Origin of the sequence: Pseudomonas sp. NPDC086278, assembly GCF_050280905.1 — a bacterium.
GTDB lineage: Bacteria > Pseudomonadota > Gammaproteobacteria > Pseudomonadales > Pseudomonadaceae > Aquipseudomonas.
Window position 1 is genome coordinate 64,566 of sequence record NZ_JBNNWE010000011.1, and the last position, 25,782, is coordinate 90,347.

A 25,782-nucleotide genomic window follows, 5' to 3' on the forward strand; every position below is an offset into this window, starting at 1 on the left:
CTTATGACTTCTACGACACAACTAAAACCCACACTCGGCACCCTGCACCTATGGGGCATTGCCGTCGGCCTGGTGATTTCCGGCGAATACTTCGGCTGGAGTTACGGCTGGGGCACCGCAGGAACGCTGGGTTTCCTCGTCACCGCATTGATGGTGGCGACGATGTACACCTGCTTCATTTTCAGCTTCACCGAATTGACCACCGCCATTCCCCACGCAGGCGGGCCTTTCGCCTATAGCCGGCGGGCGTTTGGCGAAAAGGGCGGATTGATCGCCGGCATCGCGACACTGATCGAATTCGTCTTTGCGCCACCGGCCATTGCCATGGCCATCGGCGCGTATTTGAACGTGCAATACCCGGAACTTGACCCGAAGATCGCGGCCGTTGGCGCGTACGTCATCTTCATGACGCTCAATATTCTCGGCGTCAGCATTGCCGCGACCTTTGAGCTGGTGGTCACCGTGCTGGCGGTCGCCGAACTGCTGGTGTTCATGGGCGTGGTCGCGCCGGGCTTCAGCTTCAGCAATTTCGTGCTCAACGGCTGGTCCGGCTCCAACGAGTTCACCATCGCCTCGATCCCCGGGATCTTTGCGGCGATCCCGTTTGCGATCTGGTTTTTCCTCGCGATTGAAGGCGCGGCGATGGCTGCCGAGGAAGCGAAAGACCCGAAACGCACCATTCCAAAAGCCTACGTCAGCGGCATTCTGACCCTGGTATTCCTCGCCATCGGCGTGATGGTGATGGCCGGCGGTGTCGGCGACTGGCGCCAACTGGCGAACATCAACGACCCGTTGCCGCAAGCGATGAAAGCGGTGGTCGGCAACAATTCGACCTGGATGCACATGCTGGTGTGGATCGGTCTGTTCGGTCTGGTGGCGAGTTTCCACGGGATCATCCTCGGCTACTCGCGGCAGTTCTTCGCCCTGGCCCGGGCCGGTTATCTGCCGCGCTCACTGGCCAAGCTGTCGCGTTTCCAGACTCCGCACCGCGCCATTCTGGCCGGCGGCGTGATTGGTATCGCGGCAATCTACAGCGACGGCCTGGTCAATCTGCAAGGCATGACCCTGACGGCGGCGATGATCACCATGTCGGTATTCGGCGCCATCGTGATGTACATCATCAGTATGTTGAGCCTGTTCAAGCTGCGTAAAACCGAGCCGGACCTGGAACGCAGCTTCCGTGCGCCGGGTTATCCAATCGTGCCGGGCATTGCGCTGTTCCTGGCGGTGGTGTGCCTGGTGGCGATGGCGTGGTTCAACACGCTGATCGGCCTGGTGTTCCTGGGGTTCATGGCAGCGGGTTTCATCTACTTCCAACTGACGGCCAAACAGCGTTCCGATGCGCCGGCGGACGCTATGCTCACCGGTATCTGAGTTGCACCGGCGCCGGGCTGATTGCCCGGCGCCTGCCACATCGAAGTGCACCGAGATCCAATGGGGGAGCGGGCTTGCTCGCGAAAGCGGTGTGTCAGTCGACAACGGTGTTGAATGACCCACCGCTTTCGCGAGCAAGCCCGCTCCCACAGGGGTTGGATGGTGTGTTGAAGATATTTACAGGATCAGGAGGACCCCGTCCCATGGCCGCATTTGCCCATTCTGTCGGCGCCCAGACTTACCGTTTCGAGAGTCTCAAGGACGTCATGGCCAAGGCCAGCCCCGCACGCTCCGGGGATTTCCTGGCCGGTGTCGCCGCCCTCAACGATGGCGAGCGCGTGGCCGCGCAAATGGCCCTGGCCAACATCCCGCTGAGCCACTTCCTGCAGGAAGTACTGATTCCCTATGAGGCCGATGAAGTCACCCGGTTGATCATCGACACTCACGACAAACAGGCCTTCGCCGTGGTCAGCCACCTCACCGTCGGCGGTTTTCGCGACTGGTTGCTCAGCGACGCCGCCGACGAACAGACGCTGCGCGCCCTCGCCCCGGGCCTGACCCCGGAAATGGTCGCCGCCGTGTCGAAGATCATGCGCGTGCAAGACCTGGTACTGGTCGCGCAGAAGATCCGCGTCGTCACGCAATTTCGCGGCACGATGGGCCTGCGCGGGCGCTTATCCACGCGCCTGCAACCCAACCACCCCACCGATGAACCGGCCGGCATTGCCGCGAGCATTCTCGACGGCCTGCTGTATGGCAACGGCGACGCGATGATCGGCATCAACCCGGCCACCGACAGCATCGCCTCCATCTGCGCGATGCTGGACATGCTCGACGCGATCATCCAGCGCTACGAAATTCCTACGCAAGCCTGCGTATTGACCCACGTGACCACGTCCATCGAGGCGGTGAATCGCGGGGTGCCGCTGGACCTGGTGTTCCAGTCGATTGCCGGCACCGAAGCGGCCAACGCGAGTTTCGGCATCAACCTGAACCTGTTGCAGGAAGGCTATGACGCCGGTTTGAGCCTCAATCGCGGCACGCTGGGCCAGAACCTGATGTATTTCGAAACCGGCCAGGGCAGCGCACTGTCGGCCAACGCTCACCACGGCATCGATCAGCAGACCTGCGAGACCCGGGCCTACGCCGTGGCGCGCCATTTCAAGCCGTTCCTGGTGAATACGGTTGTAGGCTTCATCGGCCCGGAATACCTCTACAACGGCAAGCAGATCATCCGCGCCGGTCTCGAAGACCATTTCTGCGGCAAGTTGCTGGGCGTGCCGATGGGCTGCGACATCTGTTACACCAACCACGCCGAAGCCGACCAGGACGACATGGACACCTTGCTGACCTTGCTGGGTGTGGCCGGGATCAACTTCATCATGGGCATCCCCGGCTCCGACGACATCATGCTCAATTACCAGACCACTTCGTTCCACGACGCGCTCTATGCGCGCCAGACCCTGGGCCTGAAACCGGCGCCGGAGTTCGAGCAATGGCTGGCGAAAATGGGCATCTTCACCCAGGCCGACGGCAAGGTTCACTTCGGCAACAGCCTGCCGCCGGCCTTCCGCCAAGCCTTGGCGCAACTGGGATGAGTGTTGATATGGATAAACCACCTGTTGATCCGCAGAACCCCTGGCTGGAGCTGCGACGCCTGACCCCGGCGCGGATTGCCCTGGGCCGCACCGGCACCAGCCTGCCGACCGGCGCGCAACTGGATTTCCAGTTCGCCCACGCCCAGGCCCGGGATGCGGTGCATTTGCCGTTCGACCATGCCGGCCTCAGCGCGCAACTGGCCGAGCGCGGGCGCGAAATTCTGCTGCTGCACAGCGCGGCCACGGATCGCAACAGCTATTTGCAGCGCCCCGATCTGGGCCGCAAGTTGAGCGATGAGTCGGCGCAAACCTTGCGGGACCACCGGGCTGCCCATCCCGACGGCGTCGATCTGGCGATTGTCGTGGCCGACGGTTTGTCGGCGCTGGCGGTACATCGCCATAGCGTGCCGTTTTTGACGCGACTCGAAGAACAGATGTCGGCCGATGGCTGGACCCAGTCGCCCGTGATCCTGGTGGAACAGGGCCGTGTGGCGGTGGCCGATGAGATCGGCGAGTTGCTGGGCGCAAAAATGGTGGTGATCCTGATCGGCGAGCGTCCCGGCCTCAGTTCACCCGACAGCCTCGGTTTATATTTCACCTACAATCCCAAGGTCGGATTGACGGACGCCTATCGCAATTGCATTTCCAATGTGCGACTCGAAGGCCTGAGTTACGGCATGGCGGCGCACCGCTTGTTGTACTTGATGCGCGAGGCCTGCCGGCGGCAGTTGTCGGGGGTCAATCTGAAGGATGAAGCACAGGTTCAGACCCTGGAATCGGAAGCCGGCGCGGACATGAAAAGTAATTTCCTGCTGAGTCCGCCAGAGGCCTGAACCGTTTCCGCATTGCGCTTCTGCTTTGGTTTCAGGCAGGATCGACGCACGGCTGCCCGAGTAACAAATTGCCGTCAGAGCACGTGAAGACAGCCACTTGAAGACGAGACCTATCGATGCGGATTATTCAAGCGACCCTCGAACACCTGGACCTGCTGACCCCGTTGTTCGTCAAATATCGCGAGTTTTACGGCTCGCTGCCGTATCCCGACTCGTCCCGGGCGTTCCTTGAGAAACGCCTGCGCCGCAAGGAGTCGGTGATCTACCTGGCCCTTTCCGACGACGACAATCACAAACTGATGGGCTTTTGCCAGTTGTACCCGAGCTTTTCGTCGCTTTCGCTCAAGCGCGTGTGGATCCTCAACGACATCTACGTCGCCGAAGACGCCCGCCGCCAGCTGGTGGCCGACAACCTGATTCGCACCGCCAAGAAAATGGCCAAGGAAACCAATGCCGTGCGCATGCGTGTTTCCACCAGCAGCAACAACGAAGTGGCGCAGAAGACCTACGAGTCCATTGGTTTTAAAGAAGACACCGAGTTCAAAAACTACGTATTGCCGATCAGCGACGAACTGTAACGACGTCGCGGTGAGGCGGGCTGTTGGGGCTGGGGCTTCTGTAACAGGGGCTGTTAGGGTAAGGGCTTTGGGCTGGGGCTGTTGTGGCGAGGGGGCTTGCCCCCGTTCGGCTGCGAAGCAGTCGTAAAACCTAACAACACGGTGTAGCTGCCGACATCTCCAGGGGCCGCTCCGCGCCCCAACGGGGGCAAGCCCCCTCACCACAAAAACCCAGCGCGCAATGGCCCAGCAGCCCAGCCACAAAAACCCAGCGCGCAATAGCCCAGCAGCCCAGCCACAAAAACCCAGTGCGCAATAGCCCAAGTAGCCCCAGCCACAACAATTCAATGTCGCAATGGCCCAGCAGCCCAGCCACAGGCGTTTGTGCGCAGCCCGTCGAAATCTGCCTGACTCGCGACATCCCCCGCTACAAACTGAACGCGCTTTTCACTTGCCTGCCCGTATAATGCCGACCTTTCCGGCTTGTAAGAAAAACTACACCCGTTTGTAGGCTTTCGCGAAGTCATCGCACAGGCCTGCAGAGTCGGGCCATTACCACAGGTGCCCCCATGGATTTCAACCCGCTCGACCTTATCCTGCATCTCGATGTGTACCTCGATTTGCTGGTGAACAACTACGGGCCATGGATCTACGCCATCCTGTTTCTGGTGATCTTCTGCGAAACCGGTCTGGTGGTGATGCCATTTCTGCCGGGTGACTCCCTGCTGTTTATCGCGGGCGCCGTGGCGGCCGGTGGCGGCATGGACCCGGTGTTGCTGGGTGGCCTGCTGATGCTCGCGGCGATCCTCGGCGATAGCACCAACTACGTGATCGGACGAACGGCGGGCGAAAAGCTGTTCAGCAACCCTAACTCGAAAATCTTCCGCCGCGACTATCTGCAACAAACCCACGACTTCTACGACAAGCACGGAGGCAAAACCGTGACCCTGGCGCGCTTCCTGCCAATCATCCGCACCTTTGCACCGTTCGTCGCCGGCGTCGCCAGAATGCCTTACCCACGGTTCTTCTTCTTTAGCGTGCTCGGCACCATCCTCTGGGTCGGTGGCCTGGTGACACTCGGCTATTTCTTCGGCAACGTGCCGTTCATCAAGAAAAACCTGTCGCTCCTGGTCGTGGGCATCATCCTGCTGTCGCTGGTGCCGATGATCATCGGCGTGATCCGCAGCCGCTTCGGCGGTTCCAGCTCAAAAGCCGAGTCGCGCTGATTGACCATGTGGTCGCTTAGCGCCTGGCGTCGCCAGCGCACTTTGGCCAAGCACCCGATTGCCGACGACATGTGGCAGCGGGTGCGCCATCACCTGAGTTTTCTGGACGGCATCACCGCTGCCGAAGACCAATGGCTGCGCGAAGCCAGCGTGCTGTTCCTGCAGGAAAAACACCTGACCGCCCTGCCCGGCGTTGAACTCCATCAGGAGCAACGGCTGCTGCTCGCGGTGCAGGCGCAATTGCCGCTGCTGAATCTGGGCGACCTGAACTGGTATCAGGGGTTTCACGAAATCGTCCTGTATCCCGATGATTTCCTCAGCCCGCAACGCCATCGCGATGCCAGCGGCGTCGAGCATGAATGGAACGGCGAACACAGCGGCGAAGCCTGGCAACAAGGCCCGATCATCCTCGCCTGGCCCGGCGTGATGGCCAGCGGCGGCTGGGAAGGTTACAACCTGGTGATCCACGAACTCGCGCACAAACTGGACATGCTCAATGGCGACGCCAATGGCCTGCCGCCGCTGCACGCCGACATGCGGGTCAGCGACTGGGCCAAGGTCATGCAGCAAGCCTACGATGACCTCGACCAACAACTGGAGCGCCATCCCGACGCGCAAACCGCCATCGACCCGTACGCCGCCGAGAACCCGGCCGAATTCTTCGCCGTCACCAGCGAATACTTCTTCAGTGCCCCGGATCTGCTGCATGAGGCTTATCCGCAGGTCTATGAGCAGCTGAAGCTGTTTTACCGGCAGGACCCATTGACCCGGCTGCGGCAACTTCTGGCCGAAGACCCGGTCTATCAGCCACGCGACTAAGGTCCTGTACGACCTCTGGTCCATGGCGTCGACGGCGGAATATGCCTATAATCGCCGCCACTTTTTGGTCAATCCGGCCAAGTGTTTTTGGTCAACTAACGGGGGCACCGCCCAATGAGCTACAGCAAGATTCCGGCTGGCAAAGACCTGCCGAACGACATCTACGTCGCGATCGAGATTCCGGCCAACCACGCGCCGATCAAATACGAAATCGACAAAGACAGCGATTGCCTGTTCGTTGACCGTTTCATGGCCACCCCGATGTTCTACCCGGCCAACTACGGTTACATCCCGAACACCTTGGCCGACGACGGCGACCCCCTCGACGTGCTGGTTGTCACCCCTTACCCGGTTGCTCCAGGTTCGGTGATCCGCGCTCGTCCAGTCGGCATCCTGAACATGACCGACGACGGCGGCGGCGATGCCAAAGTCATCGCAGTCCCACACGACAAGCTGTCGCAGCTGTACGTCGACGTGAAGGAATACACCGACCTGCCACCGCTGCTGATTCAGCAGATCGAGCACTTCTTCGCGAACTACAAAGACCTCGAAAAAGGCAAATGGGTGAAGATCGAAGGCTGGGCCGGCGCCGATGCCGCCCGCGAAGCGATCACCAAGTCGGTTGCGGCCTATAAAGGCTGAGAAACAGCGGTGAGTTCCTAGCCGCAAGTTCACGAGAAACCCCGGTTCGTCCGGGGTTTTTTGTGGGCGTTGAAAAAGCGCTTTTTAAACAACGCGTTTAGCTCGCGGCCGCTTTAGTTTTTTCATGTTTAATTTGTTCCAAATACGTCTTACATCCGGTCGTAAATTTCCCTCGAAATTTGAACGGTTCGTTTATTCAAACCCCCGCCCTGCGCCCGTAGACTCGCGTTTATGAAAAAGAACACTAGCGGCCCACGGTTTAAAGCGCTCCTCGAAAAAGCGAAGATAACGACGACAGGTTTTGCCGCTTTTTTCGACACCGAAGCGCAAAACATCCACAACTGGTACACCCGCGGTGTGCCCGCCTACCGCATGGAAGAGGTCGCCAGGCTGCTCTCGGTCAACAGCGACTGGCTCAAAACCGGTGAAGGTCCACAAGACTCAAAACACCTGCGCCTGCTCGACGAGTCCGGCAATACCTTCGACGCCCAGGCCATCCGCGGCATCTACACGGTGATCGAGCCCACCGACGTCGAGCTGCCCGTCTACAAGGAAATACCCATTGCTTTGGGGTCCTTAAAAACCCACGTCGTCGAAGACCCCGGCCAATTCATCCGCTTGCCCAAAAGCCACCTTGAATCGCTGGAAATCAATCATGCGGATGTCATCTGCGTGCACATGATCGGCAACAGCATGGGCGAGAAAATCGAAGATGGCTCCGCACTCGCCATCGACCGAGGCCTGACCAAAGTGATAGACGGGGAGATTTACGCCATCGAGCATGACGGGATGCTACGGATCAAATACCTGCACCGCATGCCGGGCAATGCGCTGCGGCTGCGCAGCTACAACAAGGCCGAGCACCCGGATGAAATCTTCAATGCCGAGCAGATCGATCAGCAGAACATCCGGGTCCTGGGCTGGGTGTTCTGGTGGTCGACACTGAACAAACGACGGCCGGCAGTGCCGTTTCTGTAACACAGCATCGTCCGCTTCGCGAGCAAGCTCACCCCCACATTGAAATGCGATCACCTGCGGGAGCGAGCTTGCTCGCGAAGGCGGCGGAACATTTACCCTGAAACTCGACCGATTAACTCGATCCTGAGCACTCCCCGCTGGGAATTCCCCCAGAAAATCAGTATGCTGCGCCCCACATTTGCGCATCGACCCGCCCCGCGGCTCCGATCGCACCGACAAGGCAGATGATTTTCTCGCCGAGTCCCACAGCCGGACGCAAGATCCGGGTGTACGTTTTGAAGGCTGGCGCGGTTTACCAAAAATGATCCAAGCCAGTCCCCGAGAAGCCGGCCACAAGCCGGCTTTTTAATGCGTGAAATAATCTCAGGAGCCACCACTTGGGTGATAACCCGCCTGACGCATTTCATGTGCAGGGAGACGACAAATAACTTGTTAGGCGAACGGAGTTCAGTGCCCTTACATCAGGCCTGCCGACTTGAACGAATTCCTGCAAGAAAATCTTACCCTTCGGCGAGTCGTTCATTTATAGCGGTGTAGGGCATTCTCGAAAGGATGCCCTACGCTCAGCGAGAGTTATCACGCAGCACTACAGGTCCGCAAGTACATCAGGCGGAACAATCGCACCGCCCTTCATTACAACGGGCACATTTTCAAGGATTGAAATGTTGGCAATTGGATCGCCATCGACGGCAATAATGTCAGCATAGCGGCCGGCACTGATGGCCCCAACATCTTGCTTCCAGTTCAGCAGGTCAGCGGCAACTACGGTTGCGGACTGAATGGCCTGCATTGGCGTCATGCCGTACTTCACCATATAAGCAAACTGACGAGCATTTTTCCCATGCGGGTAAATGCCTGCGTCTGTGCCGTAGGCGATTTTTACTCCGGCATTGACGGCCTTGCGGAACCCCGCACGCTGTACTTCCGTTGTTTCGGTGTTCTTGCGCAGATAACTTTCTGGCCACTTTTCCTCGCGGCCAACTTTATCGATGTAATCACCGTTATAGACGTCCATCACAAGATAGGTTCCGTTTTCCTTCGCTAACTTGATGCCTTCATCATCCAGTAGCGACGCATGTTCGACGGATTTTGCGCCGGCGCGTATAGCGGCCTTGATACCCTCCGCACCATGGGCATGAACAGTGGCATAACTTTTGTGAACTTTGGCTTCCTGTACGACAGCCCGCATTTCATCTTCGGACATTTCCATCTGTCCGGGCTCTGTGCCTTCGGCAAGGACAGCTCCCGTGCCGATCATCTTGATGGTGTCGACACCGTGCTGAAACAGATATCGGGTTTTGTTCTTCGCTTCGTTGGCATCAGCAAACACCCCGACGCGCATGTCGTCCGGAAGCGTCACTCCCGGCGCAAAGCCCGTCACCTCGCCGCCGCCCCCCGGCACCGACATATAAGCCCCGACAACGTTCATCCTCGGCCCCAGGACCTGATTGGCATTGATCGCATCGCGCAGCGCGACATCCGTAAAGGCCCGGTACGTTCCAACATCGTGCACCGTGGTGAACCCTGCACGCAGAGTCTGATACGCATGTTTCGCACCCAGCAACGCATAGTCCTGTGGTGAATGCAGAAGCGGCTCGGCCACGTTATTGGTCATGTCCCAATCGGCGATATGAGTGTGCATATCGATGAGACCTGGCAATACGGTCTTGGCCGACCAATCGATTACTTTGCTGTTGGCTGGCGGGGCGCTCCACGGCTCGACGGAAACGATACGCTCGCCATCAATCGTGATGCGTTGATCGGTGAGTACTTTGCCTCGCTCCACATCCACCAGACGACCTGCATGGATATATACAGTTTCCGCGTGTGCGGATAACGCCAGCGACGACAGCGCCACGGCTAACATAAGACGATTAGCTTTATTACATCCCATTTTTATACCCCTCTTATTATTTGGACGTTATTAATCGGTTACGCACACGCGAACAGAGCACACCCTACTTAGGCGAGTCAGAGGAGAAACCAGGAAGTTATCCAGCCATTATAATTAGCCGCGCAATATCGCCTGCAGAAGTTATATTCCGCACCGCATGCTGGCGCATTAACAGCACTGCCTGAATAACAAATCAACTGAGCGGTCGGAACGCCAATCCCAATAACCGTGAAACCTCGCCCATAATTGTCTCCGTAAACGCGGAAATGTAACTATATAGGAAACAATCGGGGGGCAAATCGCCTGAATTGTACTAATTTGTTCTTAGTTGTAATCCATGCGTAACAAAAACAGGCAATAGCACGCAGCGAGGACCATGGGAAGCGCTGAACTTTCAGGCATCAAACTAGAAGTAACGCGATGTGTTGCCGCAGTATACATCCAACAGAAACAGGATGACCGACGATTTCTTCAGCCGGGGTGGGGGTGGAGGCCATTCATGGCTCGACAAGCACCGTCGTTTCGTCGGTGACAAGTCGGCGGCAACAATAGCTGTTTGGGCAGCATCCAGATGTTGCCCGAACAGGGTCGATTCATTACTTAATGCCTACATGCGTTTGCATACAGCGCCAATACCTGCCCGACCGCCGCCAATACCAGCTCCCGCGCCGAGCCACCGCCCTGCCCGCTCACCACTCTCGGGTACAACTGCGGAAAATACTGGCTGACCAACGTCTCGGGAATCGGCTCGTCACCGAAGGCCAGAAACATGTCCTCGACCGCGCGACTTGCCGCGGCGAACGGCCAGTAATAACGAATCCGGTCGCTGTAGCTGAAGTGCCGCTGCACGCGCAGTGCGTCGGCGTCGCCGTGGTAGTAGCGGTCCCAGTAGTGCGGCTCGGCGAGCATCAGTACCTCCATGGTTTTACGCAGGCTTTCCTGTTCCGGCACTGAGCGCAACGCCGCGGCGATGTGGTCCAGGGCATAGAGCGCCTCGCGCAGGGCGAAGGTCAAACCGGGGCCGACTTTGAGGATCGCAAAACCGTCGCGCACCAAATGCTGGAGTGCGTCGCTTGGCTGGTAGTCGGTGGAATGGGCTTCGAAGACAAGTTGCGGCTCGCCCTGGAGAATGGCGCTCAGTTGCCGGGCTTTTTCCGGCTGATAGACCACCACATTTTCATTGCCGAATTCGACACCGGGCTGGACTACCAGGCCGATGACGCGGGCAAACACGCCGTCGAGCCCTTGGGCGATGAAAGCCTGGCGATGCAGTTCGATGGTTTCATTGGCCGACTGCGGCGAAGTGACTTCCAGGTTCTCGACCTTCTCCGAGGCCCCGCCCGGCACCGGGACTTCGGTGCCGATCACGTAAAACGGTGCCGGCAAACCCGCCTCATTCACCGTTCGTTCGACCACCGCCGCCAGGCGTGCGGCGCGTTCAGCCACCAGTGCGCCGTCCAGCGGATCGGTTTCGCCCATGCAGGCCATGCTCGCATCAAGGTGGATCTTGCTGAATCCCGCCCGCGCATAGGCTTCGAGCATGCGTTCGGCTTTGCGCATCGCGATGCCAGCGGGAAGATGTCGCCAAGGATTCGGCCCCAGGTGATCACCGCCGAGGATCAACCGTTGCGGATCAAAGTCGACCCGCTCGGCGATATCCAGCACGAAGCGCCGAAAGTCCGCTGGCGTCATGCCGGTGTAGCCACCCTCGTGGTTGACCTGGTTGCACGTCGCTTCGATCAGCACCGGCACCGTGTCATTAAGGCCGTTGCGCAATGCTGCTTCGATGACCAGAGCGTGTGCCGAGCACACCGAGGTAATGCCCATGACGCGACCTTGCGCATGGGCACCTGCCAATTTTTGAAGATAATGACTGTGCATGACCGGTGCCTCTCGATGACGTGGGAGATCACCTTACGAGAGCGAAACGATCAAAATCAATCATAAATTTGATTGACAGTGATTTTTTTAGCTTTATATTTCATTTCAATGAATCACTAACGAGCAATTACAGTGACCAAAGACGAACGGCTTGCCCTGATCTGTCAGCACCTCTACAGCCACGGCGAAAGCACCATTCAGACCATCGCCGAGGTCGCCGACGCCTCCCTCGCCACCGTGCGCCGCGACCTGTTGAGCCTGGAAGCCGACGGCACCATTCACCGCACCCACGGTGGTGCGCGAATCGCCAAGAGCGCCGGCGTCGAAGTGGCGTTTGACCTGCGGGAAAACCAGAATCTTTTTGCCAAGCGCGCCATTGCCGACTTGGCTTATGAGCAGATCGCTGCGGGCTCGACGATCTTCCTCGACGCGGGCACCACGGTGCTGCAACTGGCCCGCCGCCTGCGCCTCAACCCCATGCCGCTGTCGGTGTTCACCAATTGCCTGAACACCGCTCAGGTATTGATGAACACGCCCGACATCAAAGTCATCCTGCTCGGAGGCCAACTGCGCGCGGAGAACTCCTCGATGGTCGGCGCCCTCGCTGAAGCGATGATCGAAAACTTATGGTTCGATCAATTGTTTCTGGGGGCCGGTGCCATTGCCCCGGATGCCTGCATCTACAGCCTCGACGCCAGCGAAGCGCAGCTCAATCAAAAGATGCTTGCCCGTGCCGGCAGCACCTTGTTGTTGGTGGATTCGAGCAAGTTCGGTCAATGCCTGACGTACCGTGTGGCGCCGCTGGACAAACCCTTGACGGTGATCAGCGACGAGCAACTTTCCGCCAGTTGGTGGGCACGTTTGCGCGAGCGAGGCTGCATTACGCTACAAGCCTCCAGCCAAGGGATTACCACTCAGGACGCGCAAGCATGAACGACTGCGTGCTGGGACTGGACAGCGGAGGCTCGAAAACCCGCGTGGCGGTTGCCGATCGCCAGGGCAAAATACTGCACTGTGAATCGGCGCCCGGGCTCGATCCAACCGCCAACTCGCAATGGTCCACTCAATTGCACGCGTTGATGCAAATCCCTGCCCGGCTGCCATTGGCGACTGCGGTCCTCGGCCTGCCGCTGCATGGCGAACTGGCCGAGTGTTCCATCGCCCAGCGCAACGCGGCAGAACAAGCGCTGCCCTGCCCGGTCACCGTGGAAAACGACGTGCGCATCGCCTTCGATGGGGCATTCGCCGGGCAAGGTGCCGGTGTGTTGATCCTCGCCGGCACCGGGTCGATGGCCTGGGCCAGCCGCAACGAACCCGACGCCGAGCACGTGCGCGTCGGCGGCTGGGGCGATGTGTTTGGCGACGAAGGCAGCGCCTACTGGATCGGCTGCCAGGCGTTGATCCGCGCCAGCCGCAACCTCGACGGCCGGGACGCCGCGTGCCCGGCGTTGACCCAAGCCCTGCTTGATCACCTGGGCCTGGCTCCCGAACAACTCGCCGGCTGGGTCTATGGCCTGGCCAACCGCCGGGCCGATATCGCGGCCCTGGCCGAAGCCGTGTCGGCGTGGGCCGATGCTGGCAACGCCGCCGCGATCAACGTGCTGGATGCCGCCGCCGCGCACCTGGCCGAACACATCACCACTGCCTGGCGCCTGCTCGGCCTGACCGGACCGGCAACCTGGAGTTATGCCGGTGGCGTGTTCGCTAACCCGCAGATGATCGATGGCATCCGCCGTCGCATCGGCAGCGCAGCGTGCGCGCCACGTCTGCCGCCCATCGGTGGCGCCTTGTGGCGTGCCGCTCAAAACGCGGGATGGAACCCCGACCAACGCTGGATCGAACAACTGTCACGCAACCTTTAGTCCTCTTGCACTGCCGTCAACCTCCCCTTTCCCGACGTAGAGGTTTTGCCATGCTCCGACGCCATTTGCTCGCTTCGCTCGCGATATTGCCGCTGTCGTTTACGGTCCCGGCTTTCGCACCTCTGGCCAGTGCGGCCAGCGTTACTGAAGTTCTGCTGCCGCCGTGGGGCACGCTGCCCAAGGCCATGACCGATCGCCTCGCCAGCGAAACGGGCGTGACGCTGGACACGCAAACGCTGGGCTGGGACCAGATCCTGACCAAGGTTGCCACCTCGATGATCGCCGGCAGCCCGCCTGCGGACACCACCGAAGTGGACTGGTCGTGGGTCGGGCAATTCGGTGCCGCCAATTGGTACCAGCCGCTCAACGATGCAGTGGATGCTGCGACCCTGGCAGACATTCCTTCGGCGAAGTTCTTCATGTTCGATGGCAAGCTGCTGGCGGTGCCTTACGCCAACGATTTTCGGGTGCTGATCTACAACCGCGATCACCTCAACCGCGCCGGGATCACCGCAGCACCGACCACCCCGGATCAACTGCTCGCCGATGCCAAAGCGATCAAAGCCAAGAACATCAGCCAATATCCGATCGCCCTACCCCTGTCTGCCAGCGAAGGCAGCGCCACCGCATGGTACCTGCTGACCAAGGTGTTCGGCGGCGAGTTATTCAACGACAAGCTCGAACCGCAATTCGTCAAACCCGACTCCGCTGGTTACCGGGCCATGGCGTTCGAGATCGACGCACTCAAGCAAGGCTTGATCAGCCCGGCAGCGACCGGCCTCAAGGACGTCGAAGTGCAGGAGCTGTTCAAGAAAGGCGACGCCTCGTTTGACCTCGCCGGTTGGGCCGGTAACGTCGCGGTGTACAGCGACCCGAGTAAATCTCAAGTGGCTGAACAGGTCGCCGCCGCACTGATGCTGACCACCACCGGCACCGCCCGCACCATCGGCCTGCCGGAAGCCATGGGCATCCCGACCACGGCGAATAATCCCGCCGGCGCGAAGACTTTCATCAACTGGTTCATCAAGCCTGAGAACCAGATCGAGAGCTACAAAACCCTCGGCAACCTGCCGACCCGCACCAGCGTACTCAAGCAGCTCAACAGCGAGGGCAAGCTCAAAAGCGGTGACGTGATCCTGCAACAGGCCGGGCTGGTCGATCCGTTGTTCAAACAAGGCACGCCCGTCTGGTATCCGCAGTTCACCAGTGCCGTATCCAGTGCGCTGAACCAGGCCGCCAAAGGGCAACTGACCGTGGCCCAGGCCGTGGCGCAGATTGCCGAAGAAGCCAAGAGTGCGATGCAGCCGTGATGACTTTAGCCTCGATCAGGGAGCGCTTGCGCCCCACACCGGGTGAAACCTGGCTCGGTCTGGCGTATGTGCTGCCGATCATCCTGGTGATGGCCAGCCTGGTGTTCGTGCCGCTGGTGACCACGGTGCTCGACAGCCTGTACCGGATTGACCCGATGCGCCCCGGCACGCCCTTCGTCGGCCTGCTCAATTACCAGAACCTGGTAACCGACAGCAACGTTCAGCACGCCACCTGGAACACGTTGGTTTACGTGGTTCTGGCGGTTCTGCTGGAAACCCTCGGCGGTCTGGCCGCCGCGCTGTTGCTGAACAAGGTGCGCTACGGCCGACAATGGTTGCTGGCGATTCTGGTATTGCCCTGGTGCCTGCCGCCGGTGGTCAACGCGCTGGTCTGGTTGTGGATCTACAACCCCAGTTATGGCGTGTTGAACAACCTGCTCAAGGCCATCGGGCTGATCAGTGAAAACCAGGTGTGGTTCAACGATCACCACACCGCGTTGCTGCTGATTTCCCTGGTGCACGTCTGGCGCATGCTGCCACTCACCGCGATCATTTTGCTCGCCGCGTTGCAGGCGATTCCCGGCGACTTGTATGAGGCGGCCAAACTCGATGGCGCGGGGCGCATCAAGTGCTTTCGCATGATCACCCTGCCGCTGATTGCCGGCGGCCTGGCCATCGCCTTGAGCCAGTCGACGGTGTTCGCCTTCAACCTGTTCGATGAAGCGTGGATTCTCAACGGCGCGAGCCTGGACACCCGCAGCTTGATCATCCAGGTGTACATGTCGGCGTTCCAGAACCTGAAGTTCTCCTACGGCATGGCGCTTTCGGTGCTGGCGATGATCGCCTCGCTGCTGGTGTCGATGGTCTACGTGCTCAAGGTCTACCGCGAAACGAGGTTCGACTGATGCGCAGATATTTACTCGAAGGCTTGAGCAAGGCCGGGTTCGCGCTCGCGGTGTTGGCGCTGATTCTGTGGTCGTTGGGGCCGGTGTATTGGTCGGTAATCACCAGTTTTACCGAACCGAAAGAGATGCTCAGCGGCCAGCTTCACCTGTGGCCGCAACACCCGACCCTGGAACATTTCGCCAAGCTGTTCGGCGCCAGCAGTTCGTCTCAGGGCAATGAAGTGCAATCAGTGTGGCCGCAATTTTCCAGGGCGTTCATCAATAGCCTGGTGACCTCGGTGGCGGCAACGCTGCTGACGCTGGTAGCCGCAGCGTTCGGCGGTTATGCCTTTGTGCGCTTGCGCTTTCCCGGTCGCGACCTGTTGTTTGCACTGGTGGTGGCGAGCATGGCGGTGCCGGCGTACACGGTGATGATTCCGCTGTACCGCTTGATGATCAGCCTGCACCTGATCGACACCTACCTCGGCGTCACCTTGATCTACGTCTCGGCGTTCCTGCCGCTGGCGTTGTGGCTGATGCGCAGCGTTTACCAGTCGTTGCCGGTGTCGCTTGAAGAAGCGGCGTGGCTAGACGGCGCGGGCCGCACCTACACGCTGGTTCGCATCGTCTTGCCGTTGGCGGCGCCGGGGCTGATTGCCACAGCGATCCTGACGTTCCTCAGCGCCTGGGGCCAATTCATGGTGCCGCTGGTGTTCTCGCCGTCGCTGGCCACCAAGTCGCTGACCGTGCTGATTCCAGAGTTCGTCACCCGCAATTACGTCGACTACGGCCTGATGAATGCCGCAGGCGTGGTCGCGATGTTGCCACCGGTGCTGCTGGTGATTTTCCTCAATCGTTTTCTGGTGCGCGGGCTGATTGCCGGCGCGACCAAATAATCCCTCTCTTCAAGGACTGCCTCCATGAACATCACTGAACGCGTCATCGTTGAGCAATTCCCTTTCTGGGCGGCGGCACTGACTCAGCCATTGCCAGACTTCAGCGCCGGCACCACCGTCGTGGTCGGCTGCGGCACCTCGTATTACCTGGCGCAAAGCGTCGCCAGCGCCTTCAACCTCAACGGCAAACGCGCTATCGCCGTGCCGGGCGGTGAATGGGCGCGACGTCCCGAAGCCTTCCTGGCCGACACCACCGACGTGAAGGTGATCGCCCTGTCACGCAGCGGCGAATCCACCGAAACCGTGCAAGCCGTGCAAGCCAGCCGCGCCCGTGGCTTGAAAACGCTGGGCATCACCTGCGAAAAAGACAGCAGCCTCGCCCTCGGCAGCGACCAAGTGCTGTTCGCCCCGACCCATGCACTGGAAGGCATCGTCATGAGCAGTTCGGCGAGCCTGATGTTGCTGCTCGGTTTGCGCCTGGCCGGCGTCACCCTTGACCCGACGATTGCCGCCAGCGCCGAACGCGCCATGCGTTCGCTGGACAGCCAACTCAACAGCGCCGTGCTCCTTCGTTCGCACTTCGTCTATCTGGGCGGCGGCGCTTACTACGGCCTGGCCAGCGAAGGCGCGCTGAAATTGCAGGAAATGAGCCTGACCTACACCCAGGTTTTCCACCCGCTGGAACACCGTCACGGCCCCGTCAGCCTGGTCGACGAAAAGACCTGCGTGGTGCTGATCTACAGCCCGCAGAGCCTCGAAGAAGAAAGCCTGTTGTGCGCTGAACTGCAGGCCAAAGGCGCGCTTGTGATCGGCTTCGGCGGCCCCGGTGACCTGTCGATCGACATCACCCAACAGGGCCTCGATCGCAGCCTGGCGATATTGCCGGCCATGCAGTTGTTCGGTGAACGCCTGGCGCAGCATAAACACCTGGACAGCACCGCACCGCGCCACCTGACCAAGGTTGTGCGCCTTTCCTGAATCGCTGGTCCGACACAGGTGGTCTTTCGTTATGGCAACGGTCAACATCCAGCAACTTCGTAAAAACTACGGCACCATCCCGGTGCTGCACGGCATCGACCTGGCCATCGCCGACGGCCAGTTTGTCTCGTTGGTAGGCGCGTCCGGCTGCGGCAAGTCAACGCTGCTGCGGATGATTGCCGGGCTGGAAACAGTCACCTCCGGCACCATCGAACTCAACGCACGGGTCATCAACGATCTGTCGCCCAAAGATCGGGACATCGCCATGGTGTTCCAGAACTACGCGCTGTACCCGCACATGACGGTGGCGCAGAACATGGGTTTCAGCCTGCATCTGCGCAAGGAATCCCCCGAGCGCATCGACAAAGCCGTGCGTGAGACCGCCGCCCTGCTCGGCCTCACACCGTACCTTGATCGCTTCCCGAAAGCGTTGTCCGGCGGCCAGCGTCAGCGCGTCGCCATGGGCCGCGCCATCGTGCGCCAGCCCCAGGTATTTCTGTTCGACGAACCGCTGTCGAACCTTGACGCCAAGCTGCGGGTGCAGATGCGCATCGAGATCCGCACGCTGCAGCGCCGGCTCGGCACCACGGCCATCTACGTAACACACGACCAGATGGAAGCGATGACCATGTCCGACCTGATCGTGGTGATGAACGCCGGGCGCATCGAGCAAATCGGCGCGCCTACCGAGGTCTATGACCTTCCGGCCAACCTCTTCGTCGCGACCTTCATCGGCTCACCGGCGATGAACCTGATCGAGGGGACACTGGAGCATGAGGGGGCGCTGTCGTTCGTGCGCACCGCCGGGCAAAGGATCGCGTTGGGCCGATACATCAATCGACCACCCTTGACCTCCGTGGTGGTCGGAATCCGGCCAGAGCACGTGACGCTGGCCACGGTGGAAGGCGCCGCTTTTGCGCTGCCGTTCAGCGTCGACCTGATCGAACCCACCGGCGCCGACTGTCACGTCTACGGCCGCTCGTGCGGGGCGCAACTGGTGGCCTCACTTTCACGCCGCGACAGCCTGGCATTGGGCGGGCAGGTGACCTTACACGGGCGTTGCGAACAACTGCACGTGTTTGACAAGGCCAGCGGGCTGCGGATCGATTGAAGATGTTCGCTGTTGGATGAAAAATCTGACCGCCGTTTCAACGCCACCGAGAAGGGGTGCGTGCCCTGGTGACATGACCCCCTGACTTCAGCTCGAAACACTTACACAGGCCGCTTTTTCAGAACGGCCTGTGTAAGGTCGTAACTTGCTGTTCCCCCTCACGGATAACTAAACCCCTTAACCAGCGTCAACTCCCCCACTGCCCGCATCGGCACCAGAAAAGTCTCCATCTTCTCGTTCGGCGTCCCTTCCTCGGTGATCACCGTCACTTGCGCGGTGGTCAGCGCCTGAACCGCATCCGCCTGCCCGTCCTCATCACTGCGATAGCCGCCGCCGAAGTAATTCACGTAAACCAAATACTGCCCCTTGATCGGCGCCGGCATGGCGAAGATCTCCGGGCCATAACCGGTGGTCACGTCCACATCGAGCGCCGCGCCATTGGGTGCAACCCGGTCTCCGTACCAGATGTGTGCGCCATCGGGGGTGATCAGGTGCAAATCGAGGTCGGTGTTGTCGCTGTCCCAGGACAAAAGAACCCGCAATTTCGCCGGAGTGGCGCCGCCACTGGCATTGAGAAATTGCGTGCGATGCCGTTGCTGCCCATCGGGGCTGCGGACTTCGACGCTGTTGCTGCCGTTTGGAAACGAGAACGGCCGATCAAAGCGGCCCGCCGGATCGATTTTCAGCGGCATGCTCACCCCGTTGACGATCAACCGGCCAGGCTCGGCGGTTTTCGGTGTGGCTTTGATCTGGCCGCTGATGCGCGCGGTGTTGGCCTGGCCGGCCGGGGTGTTCACCGAGGAGGCCGGGTAGTTGACGGTCTGGCGAAAGTTTTCGCCTTCGCCGTCAACCGCGCCGGTGCGCCAGCCGCCGACGTGGGTGTCGAGTTTGACGGCGTCGTCGGCGAAGGTCGTCGGCAGGACGCAGAAGGAGCAGAGAAACAGCAAGACCTGTGGATAACGGAGTTTCATGGCCTATTCCAGCAAGAGGTGGCGGGCGAGCCCTTCGATGTAGGTTTCATCCTGGCCGTTGGGGTGTGCTTCGAAGGCCAGGTGCAGGTATTCGTGGGTCAGGTCGAGTCGGTCTTGCAGCGACTGCACGCCGCGCACATAGATGCGTTGGCGTTCGCGGTCGACATAGGGCCGACCGAAGGCCAGGCGGCAGACGGCGAAGGTGCGGACTTCGTTGTAGCCGACCTCGCCTTCCAGGCGCGGGCGCCAGTTGCGGCGCTGGGTTTGCAGCCAGTCTTGCGCGGCGGGCAGCGCTTCGCAGGAGGCGACGGGATTGTCCCAGCGGCTGAGGCTGGCGCGCGGGTAGGCGTGCAGCAGGATCGCGTCGTAACGTTGGCCGGCGTTGGCTTGTTCGACGGCTTGTTGCCAGGAGAGTTTGTCCGGGCCGGGTTGGTCGGAGTGGTAGGTGACGGTGCTGCCGGCCAGCACGAGGTCGCTGGTCCAGGCGGCGATGGCGCGCGATTCGGCGGTGGCTGGACGTGGCGCGACCCGTTGGCGGCTGCTGCTGTCGTCGATGCTCAGGCAGTCGCCGTGGCGGGTAGCGTTTTGCAGCAGGTAAGTCCTGATCGCGATGGCCAGGGCTTTGGCCGCTTCGACGGGTTCGGGTTTGGCTTCGCGCTGCAACACCCGGGCGACGTACTCTTCGCGGTCCAGACGGGCGACGAGTTTGTCCTTCAGCAGAAACAGTTCACCGCCGCTGTGGATATCGAGCTGATTGCCATTGACGAATTCGACGCGGTAGTCGCCCTGCAACGGCCCGGAGTCAGCCACCCGATCCCCCGCCAACACGCGGCTGATCGGATAGCGAGAAAACAACCCCACCTCGACACACCGCCCGGCATCCGCAGGCCAATCCACCGGCAACAGCGAAGCCAACGCCTGAGCGTAATGGCGCAAAACCATCTGGCTGGTTCCGCGCCCACCGGCCCAGATCGGCGATCCATCCACCGTCCAACCGGCAAATCCACCCTGACGCGAGGAAGCATCCTGATCCCCCAGCCAACTCCAGGTTTTCACCCGCAAGCGGCCGCCGAGTTCACCCACGACATTGCCGTCAGCGGCGTTCAACACCACGTCCAGCAACACTCGCCGCGCCTGATCCTGCGCCGGCATTACGGCCAACATCCGCAGCAGTTCGACGACTGGAACCCGAGTCGCAGGCTGCAATGACGGCAAGCTCAGCAACCACTCCGGCGCCTGCCTTGCCTGCCAGTACTGACGCCAATCACCCTCGGCAATGCCCAACCGCGCAGGCTCAAAGTACAAGCCGCACGACTTGACCAGCGCCTGATCACGCTCAATCTTGCCGCCCGCCGTGCAGCAATAAACTTCTTCCTTCGACTGCCCGCGACATTCATACGCAGGTTCCCGCGCCCCGGTATCCACCAGCCAACCGTAGACAAACAACTTCCACAAACTCCCTAACGGCGTCGACAGATCCGAAGGCAACGGTTCGCGTGAAATCAATTGAGTCCGGCTCAACGACAGCAACTCACCCTTGAAGCCCAGCCGCAACGGTTCGTCCTGCGCGGTCGCCAGCGCAGGGAGCAAACACAACAGCAGCCAGACCAGCGGCCGGGTCATGTCAGTTGACCGTGACCTGGCCAAGCGCCGGTTTCTGTTCCTGGGCCTGATGCTGCGGCGCATAGACCTGGGTGAAGCGCACCGGTGGCAGGTTGAACTGGCCTTTTTGCGAGAAGCGCACCAAGTGCCGCACGCGCAATTCGCCGCTCAAGGCATCTACCGGAATCGCGTAAGCCATCTGCCCCGGCTCGAAACGCGCCTTCTCCAGCGCCGTCGGTTCGGTGCCGGCCTTGCCCGTCAACTTGATGCCCCAGGTGGTGCGCTCGACATCGGCGCCCGGCGGCAGCGGCACTTCGATCATGCCGTAGCGCAGCGGCTTCGCGGCTTTGCTGGTGATGATCACTTCGTCCAGGTACAGGCTGTCGCTGGACAACGGTTGGGTGCCGACCGCTTCGAGTTTGAATTCGAAGGCTTCGTCACCCGGCACCAGACGCGACAGGCGACGGGTGATGCTCACCGCCATCGGGTCGACGGCTGGTTGCTGGGTCTGGTAGCTCAGCGCGGCGCGCAGCGGACGTTCTTGCGTCCCGGTCAGCGACAACGCTGCCGGCACTGGCGTAGCGCCCTGCCACGTCCAATAGATCTCGCCGGTATCGCCGTAGCGTTTCTTCCAGCCTTCGCCCGGCGCCAGGGCGATGGTCGGCGAGGCCTGCTCGATGCTGCGTTGCAGCCAGCTCAGCGCCAAGGCGCGTTCCAGGGTCGATTGCTGTGGCAACAGCCGTTGCAGCAGCGCGGTCGCGCGCGCCTGATCGAAGGTTTGCAGCGACAGGTTCAAGGCTTCGGCAAACGGCTGCGAACTGACCGCCAGACGTTGTTGCGCATCGGGCAATTGACGATTGAATGCATCCGGCAGATTGACCTTCGACTGCTTCGCCAAAGTGGCCGTCAGCACACGCGCCGCCGCCAGCCCCAACGCCGAATCTGGATCGCTCATGACGATGCTGTCTTCGCCGTCCTCCATCAGGTTCGCCGCGTTGCCGTCGCCGGCCTTGGCCAGGTCATCCATCAAGCCGCTGAGCAACGTGTTGACCGGCAATTGCATCTGCTTGGCAAACGACAGGATCAACGCGCGCTGCAACAACGGCGTGTTTTTCGCTTGCTTGGAATACACCTCCAGCACCCGCTGCCAATGCTCTGGCGGCAGGCTCAGTTCCAGCGCTTTGCTGGCGTACCAATCCGCGTAATAGGCGTAAGCGGTGAGGAACGCATCCGGCTCGCCGTCCTGGCCCCACCAGGTAAAACTCGCCGACGGCCCGGCCATTTGCACCAGGCGCAGACGGCTGTTTTGCATGATCAGGCGCAGGCGGTCGCGAACTTGCGCGTTCGACGCCAGCGCCGGATACGCAATGCTCAGCGGCAGCAAACGACTGGCCGTCTGCTCGACGCCGCCGTACGGATAGCTCAGCAGATCGTCGAGCGCCGAACGGAACAGCGCTTGCGGGCTGTCATCCAGACGCAGGCGGATATCCGTCGCGTCTGCCGGCAGCGTCAGCGGTGTATCGCCGCTGGCCACGTCCAGACTTTGGCTTTGCGTGACCTGCCAACCTTCACCGGTGGCGGTCAGGCGCACGGCCAGCGCGTCAGCCGTTTTGCCGTCCTGCACCAGTTCCGCGGTCCAGTCGCCACTGGCGAGCGCGAATGCCGGCAGCGCGATGTAATTGATGCCGTTGTTCAGGGTCACCGGCACGCGCTGATCGGCGCCGCCGTAATGAATCACCAGCTCAGCCTTGAGCGGTTTCTCGGCCTGGCTGAAGGCGAACACACCGAGATCCGGTTTGTCGCCAGTGCGGAATTTGCTGGGTCCGCTCCATTTCAGGTACAGCGGTTTTTCCGAACGCACGAATTGCTTTTTCTGCCCGACCTGGCCGTCATCGGCGATGGCCCGGGCGGTGATGCGCCAGCGGGTCAGCGAGTCCGGCATCTTGAAGGTGAAGCGGGTCTTGCCATTGGCATCGGTCACCAATTCCGGCTGCCACGCGGCGGTATCGACGTCTTCACGACGCGGCCGCTCCAGCACTTTCACCCCGCGCTCGCTGCGGTTGGCTTTGCCCGGCGCGCCGGGGCTGCCCGGCAACGCCACGTCGTAGCTGATGAACGACAGGCTGGCGCTGGTGCGCACGTTATTGCGGCGCGGGTGGTAGAAGAACTGGTCAATGGTCGGCGCGACTTCGGGTTGCAAGGCGTAGATCATTTCGTCGACCACGCTGACCGTCAGGTGCGCCGCAATCGGCTTGCCGGCGAACTGCGTGGTCAGGTCGACCGACACGGTATCGCCCGGCTGATACGACTCTTTATCGGTGGCAATCGCCACATCGATTTGTGGCGCGACCACCTTGATGCCGGCGTTCTGGAAGCTGTACTGGCCGCCCTTGGTGTACAGCACCGAGAAGGTCAGGTTCGGCGCAAAGTTATCCTTCACCGCAATGCGGGCGCGGTATTGGGTTTCGCTGAGTTTCTCCATCTTCAGCCAGTCGCCGCCCTTGGACAGCAGCGCCGTGGCCTCGACCTTGTCCCGTTCCAGCGACAGCAGCGCATCGCTGACCGGTTCCGGGAACGTGATCAGCGCCAGGGCTTCGTCGCCGGCCTTGTACTCGGGTTTGTCGAGGACGATTTCCACGGTGCCCGGCACGGCTTTGACGCCGTCGCCAGTGACCGAATGACCGGTCGCACCGATCACGCGGCCATGCTCATCTTTCAAGGTCAGGTTGTAAGTGCCCGGACGTTCGAAGGCCACGGTGAAGCCTTTATCTGTTGCTGCAAGCTTGCCGTCGCCAGTGGTCTGATCTTCCAGACGCACCCAGCTGTAGCTGCTTGGCGTCACGTTTTTGCTCGGCTCGTTGGCGCCTTCATTGACGTAGCTGAACGCGACTTTGTCGCCGACCGCACTGAAACGTTGCGGCGCACGCAGGCTGAAACTTGCGGCGCCACGGTCAATCAGGATTTCCTTGGTGGTCTTGACCCGATACGCCGCGCCATCGCTGGCGAACACGGTGAGCATATAGCGGCTCGGTTTGTCGGCGGCCGGCAGGTCGAGGGTCGCGTTGCCCTTGGCGTCGGTGGTCAATTCGGCGCTGGTCAGTTCCACCGGGAATTGCCCGAGGTATTGCAGTTCGTTGTCGACCATCGACAGTTGCTGGGCACGCAGGCTCAGGCTCAACTTGGCGTTGGCCACCGGTTTGCCGTCCGGGTATAGCAGCACCAGACTGCCCTTCACCGGTTCGCCGGTGCGGTAGTCCTGCTTGGCCAGGTTCAGCGAGATTTCGAAGTGCGGCTTGATGTATTCAGCGACGCGGAACGCACTGCTGTAGGCCTGATCCTTGTAGCTGAAACGCAATTCATAACCGCCCGCCACCGCGTTGTCCGGCAACTGGAATCGGCCTTGGGTGCCGGCCTTGGAATCAAGCTTCAACGCCAGCGATTGCAGCGCCGTGCCGGTGGCATCGAGCACGGTGACATTGACGTCGGCAGCGCTCGGCGCCACCGAGTCCCGGGCATTCTTGAACTCGCGCCCGACGATTTTCAGCGACACCCAATCCCCCGGCCGGTACAGCGGCCGGTCGGTGAAGGCGTAGAGTTTGGTGTCGTAGATTTCGCTGTCGTAGTAGAAGTTTTCCGAGACGAAAACGCCGCCCTCCTCGTCCTCGCCAATCACGAACGAACGCTCGGGGCTGACGTGTTTCAACCGCAGCAAACCATCGCTGTCGGTGGTGCCGCTGCTCATCACGCCGAGGCCATCGGTCCACAGCACGTTGACCTTGGGCACCGAACTGCCTTCGTGTTTGCGCGCGGCCCAGACCACCAGTTCATCACCGGCAATTTTGCTCACGGCCACGGTGTTGGAAACGAACACCATGGTGGTTGCGCGGTACTTGCCGATCAGCGCTTCCACCAGATACAGGCCCGGTTTGAGCTTGCCCAACGGGATATACACATTGCCCGGTGCAACGCTGACGAATTCGCTGGAAGAACCGGCCAGGTTTACACCCGCTGGCGGCTGGATCGGCTTGGCTTCCCACAGCGGATAACGGAATTGACTGACCACCGGCAGGCCCGGAATCAGCGCAAATTGCGGCTGCGCGTCGTAAGGCGTTGGCGCGGCAATCGCGGTGCCCATCTTCAGCTCCGGCACTTCCTCGGTGACTTGTTTACGCGACTCGTAGGAAAACGCCCGTTGCATCACCCGACGGGACTTGCGATACCAGTTGTCCCACAGGTACGCGAGGGTATTCGACAGGCCCTCGCCCTTGAACTGGCCGTCGCTGTGCCGTTGGCGCCGCCGCTGGCGATGGAGGCGCTGACCTGGGCTTTCTGGACGCTTTCGCGCGCCTTGGCCATGTCCACTTGC

20 protein-coding genes are annotated in these 25,782 nt (G+C 60.8%); 15 read left to right on the top strand and 5 right to left on the bottom strand.

What is annotated here, in order from left to right:
* The first annotated feature begins 3 nt into the window (after window positions 1–3).
* The 8 genes from eat (at window position 4) to ACQKP4_RS05715 (ending at window position 8,027) form a co-directional block, all read left to right on the top strand.
* Window positions 4–1,374, top strand: a complete 1,371-nt coding sequence (eat, locus tag ACQKP4_RS05680; RefSeq protein ID WP_427631209.1) for an ethanolamine permease — start codon at window positions 4–6, stop codon at window positions 1,372–1,374.
* A 203-nt stretch (window positions 1,375–1,577) separates the two neighbouring features.
* Window positions 1,578–2,972 carry an ethanolamine ammonia-lyase subunit EutB gene (locus ACQKP4_RS05685; RefSeq protein WP_427631211.1) on the top strand — a complete coding sequence of 465 codons (1,395 nt, stop codon included), beginning with the start codon at window positions 1,578–1,580 and terminating at the stop codon, window positions 2,970–2,972.
* Window positions 2,973–2,980: 8 nt separating this feature from the next.
* Window positions 2,981–3,805: an ethanolamine ammonia-lyase subunit EutC gene (gene eutC, locus ACQKP4_RS05690; RefSeq protein ID WP_427631213.1), complete on the top strand. Its 825-nt coding sequence runs from the start codon at window positions 2,981–2,983 to the stop codon at window positions 3,803–3,805.
* 116 nt (window positions 3,806–3,921) lie between these two features.
* The gene (locus ACQKP4_RS05695) at window positions 3,922–4,383 is read left to right on the top strand and encodes a GNAT family N-acetyltransferase (protein ID WP_427631214.1); all 462 of its coding nucleotides are present in this window, start codon (window positions 3,922–3,924) and stop codon (window positions 4,381–4,383) included.
* A gap of 548 nt (window positions 4,384–4,931) precedes the next feature.
* Window positions 4,932–5,588 (top strand): DedA family protein, encoded by a 657-nt coding sequence (locus ACQKP4_RS05700; RefSeq protein WP_427631216.1) that lies wholly within the window; start codon window positions 4,932–4,934, stop codon window positions 5,586–5,588.
* Window positions 5,589–5,594: 6 nt separating this feature from the next.
* Window positions 5,595–6,407: a zinc-dependent peptidase gene (locus tag ACQKP4_RS05705; protein ID WP_427631218.1), complete on the top strand. Its 813-nt coding sequence runs from the start codon at window positions 5,595–5,597 to the stop codon at window positions 6,405–6,407.
* Between the two features lie 114 nt (window positions 6,408–6,521).
* A complete protein-coding gene (gene ppa / locus ACQKP4_RS05710) occupies window positions 6,522–7,049 on the top strand; it encodes an inorganic diphosphatase (RefSeq protein ID WP_003205933.1) in 528 nt (175 codons plus the stop codon).
* Between the two features lie 231 nt (window positions 7,050–7,280).
* Window positions 7,281–8,027 (top strand): S24 family peptidase, encoded by a 747-nt coding sequence (locus ACQKP4_RS05715; RefSeq protein WP_427631220.1) that lies wholly within the window; start codon window positions 7,281–7,283, stop codon window positions 8,025–8,027.
* A 586-nt stretch (window positions 8,028–8,613) separates the two neighbouring features.
* Here the strand turns inward: ACQKP4_RS05715 and ACQKP4_RS05720 are convergent.
* Entirely contained in the window at window positions 8,614–9,921 is a 1,308-nt protein-coding gene (locus ACQKP4_RS05720) for an amidohydrolase family protein (protein ID WP_427631222.1), read from the bottom strand.
* Window positions 9,922–10,521: 600 nt separating this feature from the next.
* Window positions 10,522–11,802: a D-tagatose-bisphosphate aldolase, class II, non-catalytic subunit gene (locus ACQKP4_RS05725; RefSeq protein ID WP_427631224.1), complete on the bottom strand. Its 1,281-nt coding sequence runs from the start codon at window positions 11,800–11,802 to the stop codon at window positions 10,522–10,524.
* Between the two features lie 132 nt (window positions 11,803–11,934).
* On the opposite strand from ACQKP4_RS05725, the gene ACQKP4_RS05730 reads away from it, so the two are divergent.
* Genes ACQKP4_RS05730 through ACQKP4_RS05760 form a run of 7 tightly spaced genes read left to right on the top strand, consistent with a single transcriptional unit; the run spans window position 11,935 to window position 18,843 of the window.
* On the top strand, window positions 11,935–12,735 hold the full coding sequence (locus ACQKP4_RS05730; protein WP_427631226.1) for a DeoR/GlpR family DNA-binding transcription regulator: 801 nt from the start codon (window positions 11,935–11,937) through the stop codon (window positions 12,733–12,735).
* On the top strand, window positions 12,732–13,664 hold the full coding sequence (locus ACQKP4_RS05735; RefSeq protein WP_427631228.1) for an N-acetylglucosamine kinase: 933 nt from the start codon (window positions 12,732–12,734) through the stop codon (window positions 13,662–13,664). Before ACQKP4_RS05730 ends, ACQKP4_RS05735 begins: the two co-directional genes overlap by 4 nt.
* 50 nt (window positions 13,665–13,714) lie before the next feature.
* Entirely contained in the window at window positions 13,715–14,974 is a 1,260-nt protein-coding gene (locus ACQKP4_RS05740; RefSeq protein ID WP_427631230.1) for an extracellular solute-binding protein, read from the top strand.
* Window positions 14,974–15,879 (top strand): carbohydrate ABC transporter permease, encoded by a 906-nt coding sequence (locus tag ACQKP4_RS05745; RefSeq protein ID WP_427631245.1) that lies wholly within the window; start codon window positions 14,974–14,976, stop codon window positions 15,877–15,879. Before ACQKP4_RS05740 ends, ACQKP4_RS05745 begins: the two co-directional genes overlap by 1 nt.
* The gene (locus ACQKP4_RS05750) at window positions 15,879–16,754 is read left to right on the top strand and encodes a carbohydrate ABC transporter permease (RefSeq protein WP_427631232.1); all 876 of its coding nucleotides are present in this window, start codon (window positions 15,879–15,881) and stop codon (window positions 16,752–16,754) included. The genes ACQKP4_RS05745 and ACQKP4_RS05750 overlap by 1 nt, the downstream gene beginning before the upstream one ends.
* A gap of 24 nt (window positions 16,755–16,778) precedes the next feature.
* Window positions 16,779–17,732, top strand: a complete 954-nt coding sequence (locus ACQKP4_RS05755; protein WP_427631234.1) for an SIS domain-containing protein — start codon at window positions 16,779–16,781, stop codon at window positions 17,730–17,732.
* A 31-nt stretch (window positions 17,733–17,763) separates the two neighbouring features.
* The gene (locus ACQKP4_RS05760) at window positions 17,764–18,843 is read left to right on the top strand and encodes an ABC transporter ATP-binding protein (protein ID WP_427631236.1); all 1,080 of its coding nucleotides are present in this window, start codon (window positions 17,764–17,766) and stop codon (window positions 18,841–18,843) included.
* A 158-nt stretch (window positions 18,844–19,001) separates the two neighbouring features.
* Here the strand turns inward: ACQKP4_RS05760 and ACQKP4_RS05765 are convergent, their stop codons facing one another.
* From ACQKP4_RS05765 to ACQKP4_RS05775, 3 genes are all read right to left on the bottom strand, one after another.
* A complete protein-coding gene (locus tag ACQKP4_RS05765; protein WP_427631237.1) occupies window positions 19,002–19,814 on the bottom strand; it encodes a YfaP family protein in 813 nt (270 codons plus the stop codon).
* Between the two features lie 3 nt (window positions 19,815–19,817).
* Window positions 19,818–21,437, bottom strand: coding sequence for a DUF2300 domain-containing protein (locus ACQKP4_RS05770; protein ID WP_427631239.1), 1,620 nt, complete (start codon window positions 21,435–21,437; stop codon window positions 19,818–19,820).
* A gap of 1 nt (window position 21,438) precedes the next feature.
* Window positions 21,439–25,782, bottom strand: a 4,344-nt coding sequence (locus tag ACQKP4_RS05775) for an alpha-2-macroglobulin family protein (RefSeq protein ID WP_427631241.1), incomplete at its 5' end; no start/stop codon positions are given.

Coding starts and splice junctions, on each gene's coding strand:
- eat (WP_427631209.1), top strand. CDS start 4: ATGACTTCTACGACACAACTAAAACCCACACTCGGCACCCTGCACCTA.
- ACQKP4_RS05685 (WP_427631211.1), top strand. CDS start 1,578: ATGGCCGCATTTGCCCATTCTGTCGGCGCCCAGACTTACCGTTTCGAG.
- eutC (WP_427631213.1), top strand. CDS start 2,981: ATGGATAAACCACCTGTTGATCCGCAGAACCCCTGGCTGGAGCTGCGA.
- ACQKP4_RS05695 (WP_427631214.1), top strand. CDS start 3,922: ATGCGGATTATTCAAGCGACCCTCGAACACCTGGACCTGCTGACCCCG.
- ACQKP4_RS05700 (WP_427631216.1), top strand. CDS start 4,932: ATGGATTTCAACCCGCTCGACCTTATCCTGCATCTCGATGTGTACCTC.
- ACQKP4_RS05705 (WP_427631218.1), top strand. CDS start 5,595: ATGTGGTCGCTTAGCGCCTGGCGTCGCCAGCGCACTTTGGCCAAGCAC.
- ppa (WP_003205933.1), top strand. CDS start 6,522: ATGAGCTACAGCAAGATTCCGGCTGGCAAAGACCTGCCGAACGACATC.
- ACQKP4_RS05715 (WP_427631220.1), top strand. CDS start 7,281: ATGAAAAAGAACACTAGCGGCCCACGGTTTAAAGCGCTCCTCGAAAAA.
- ACQKP4_RS05720 (WP_427631222.1), bottom strand. CDS start 9,921: ATGGGATGTAATAAAGCTAATCGTCTTATGTTAGCCGTGGCGCTGTCG.
- ACQKP4_RS05725 (WP_427631224.1), bottom strand. CDS start 11,802: ATGCACAGTCATTATCTTCAAAAATTGGCAGGTGCCCATGCGCAAGGT.
- ACQKP4_RS05735 (WP_427631228.1), top strand. CDS start 12,732: ATGAACGACTGCGTGCTGGGACTGGACAGCGGAGGCTCGAAAACCCGC.
- ACQKP4_RS05740 (WP_427631230.1), top strand. CDS start 13,715: ATGCTCCGACGCCATTTGCTCGCTTCGCTCGCGATATTGCCGCTGTCG.
- ACQKP4_RS05745 (WP_427631245.1), top strand. CDS start 14,974: ATGACTTTAGCCTCGATCAGGGAGCGCTTGCGCCCCACACCGGGTGAA.
- ACQKP4_RS05750 (WP_427631232.1), top strand. CDS start 15,879: ATGCGCAGATATTTACTCGAAGGCTTGAGCAAGGCCGGGTTCGCGCTC.
- ACQKP4_RS05755 (WP_427631234.1), top strand. CDS start 16,779: ATGAACATCACTGAACGCGTCATCGTTGAGCAATTCCCTTTCTGGGCG.
- ACQKP4_RS05760 (WP_427631236.1), top strand. CDS start 17,764: ATGGCAACGGTCAACATCCAGCAACTTCGTAAAAACTACGGCACCATC.
- ACQKP4_RS05765 (WP_427631237.1), bottom strand. CDS start 19,814: ATGAAACTCCGTTATCCACAGGTCTTGCTGTTTCTCTGCTCCTTCTGC.
- ACQKP4_RS05770 (WP_427631239.1), bottom strand. CDS start 21,437: ATGACCCGGCCGCTGGTCTGGCTGCTGTTGTGTTTGCTCCCTGCGCTG.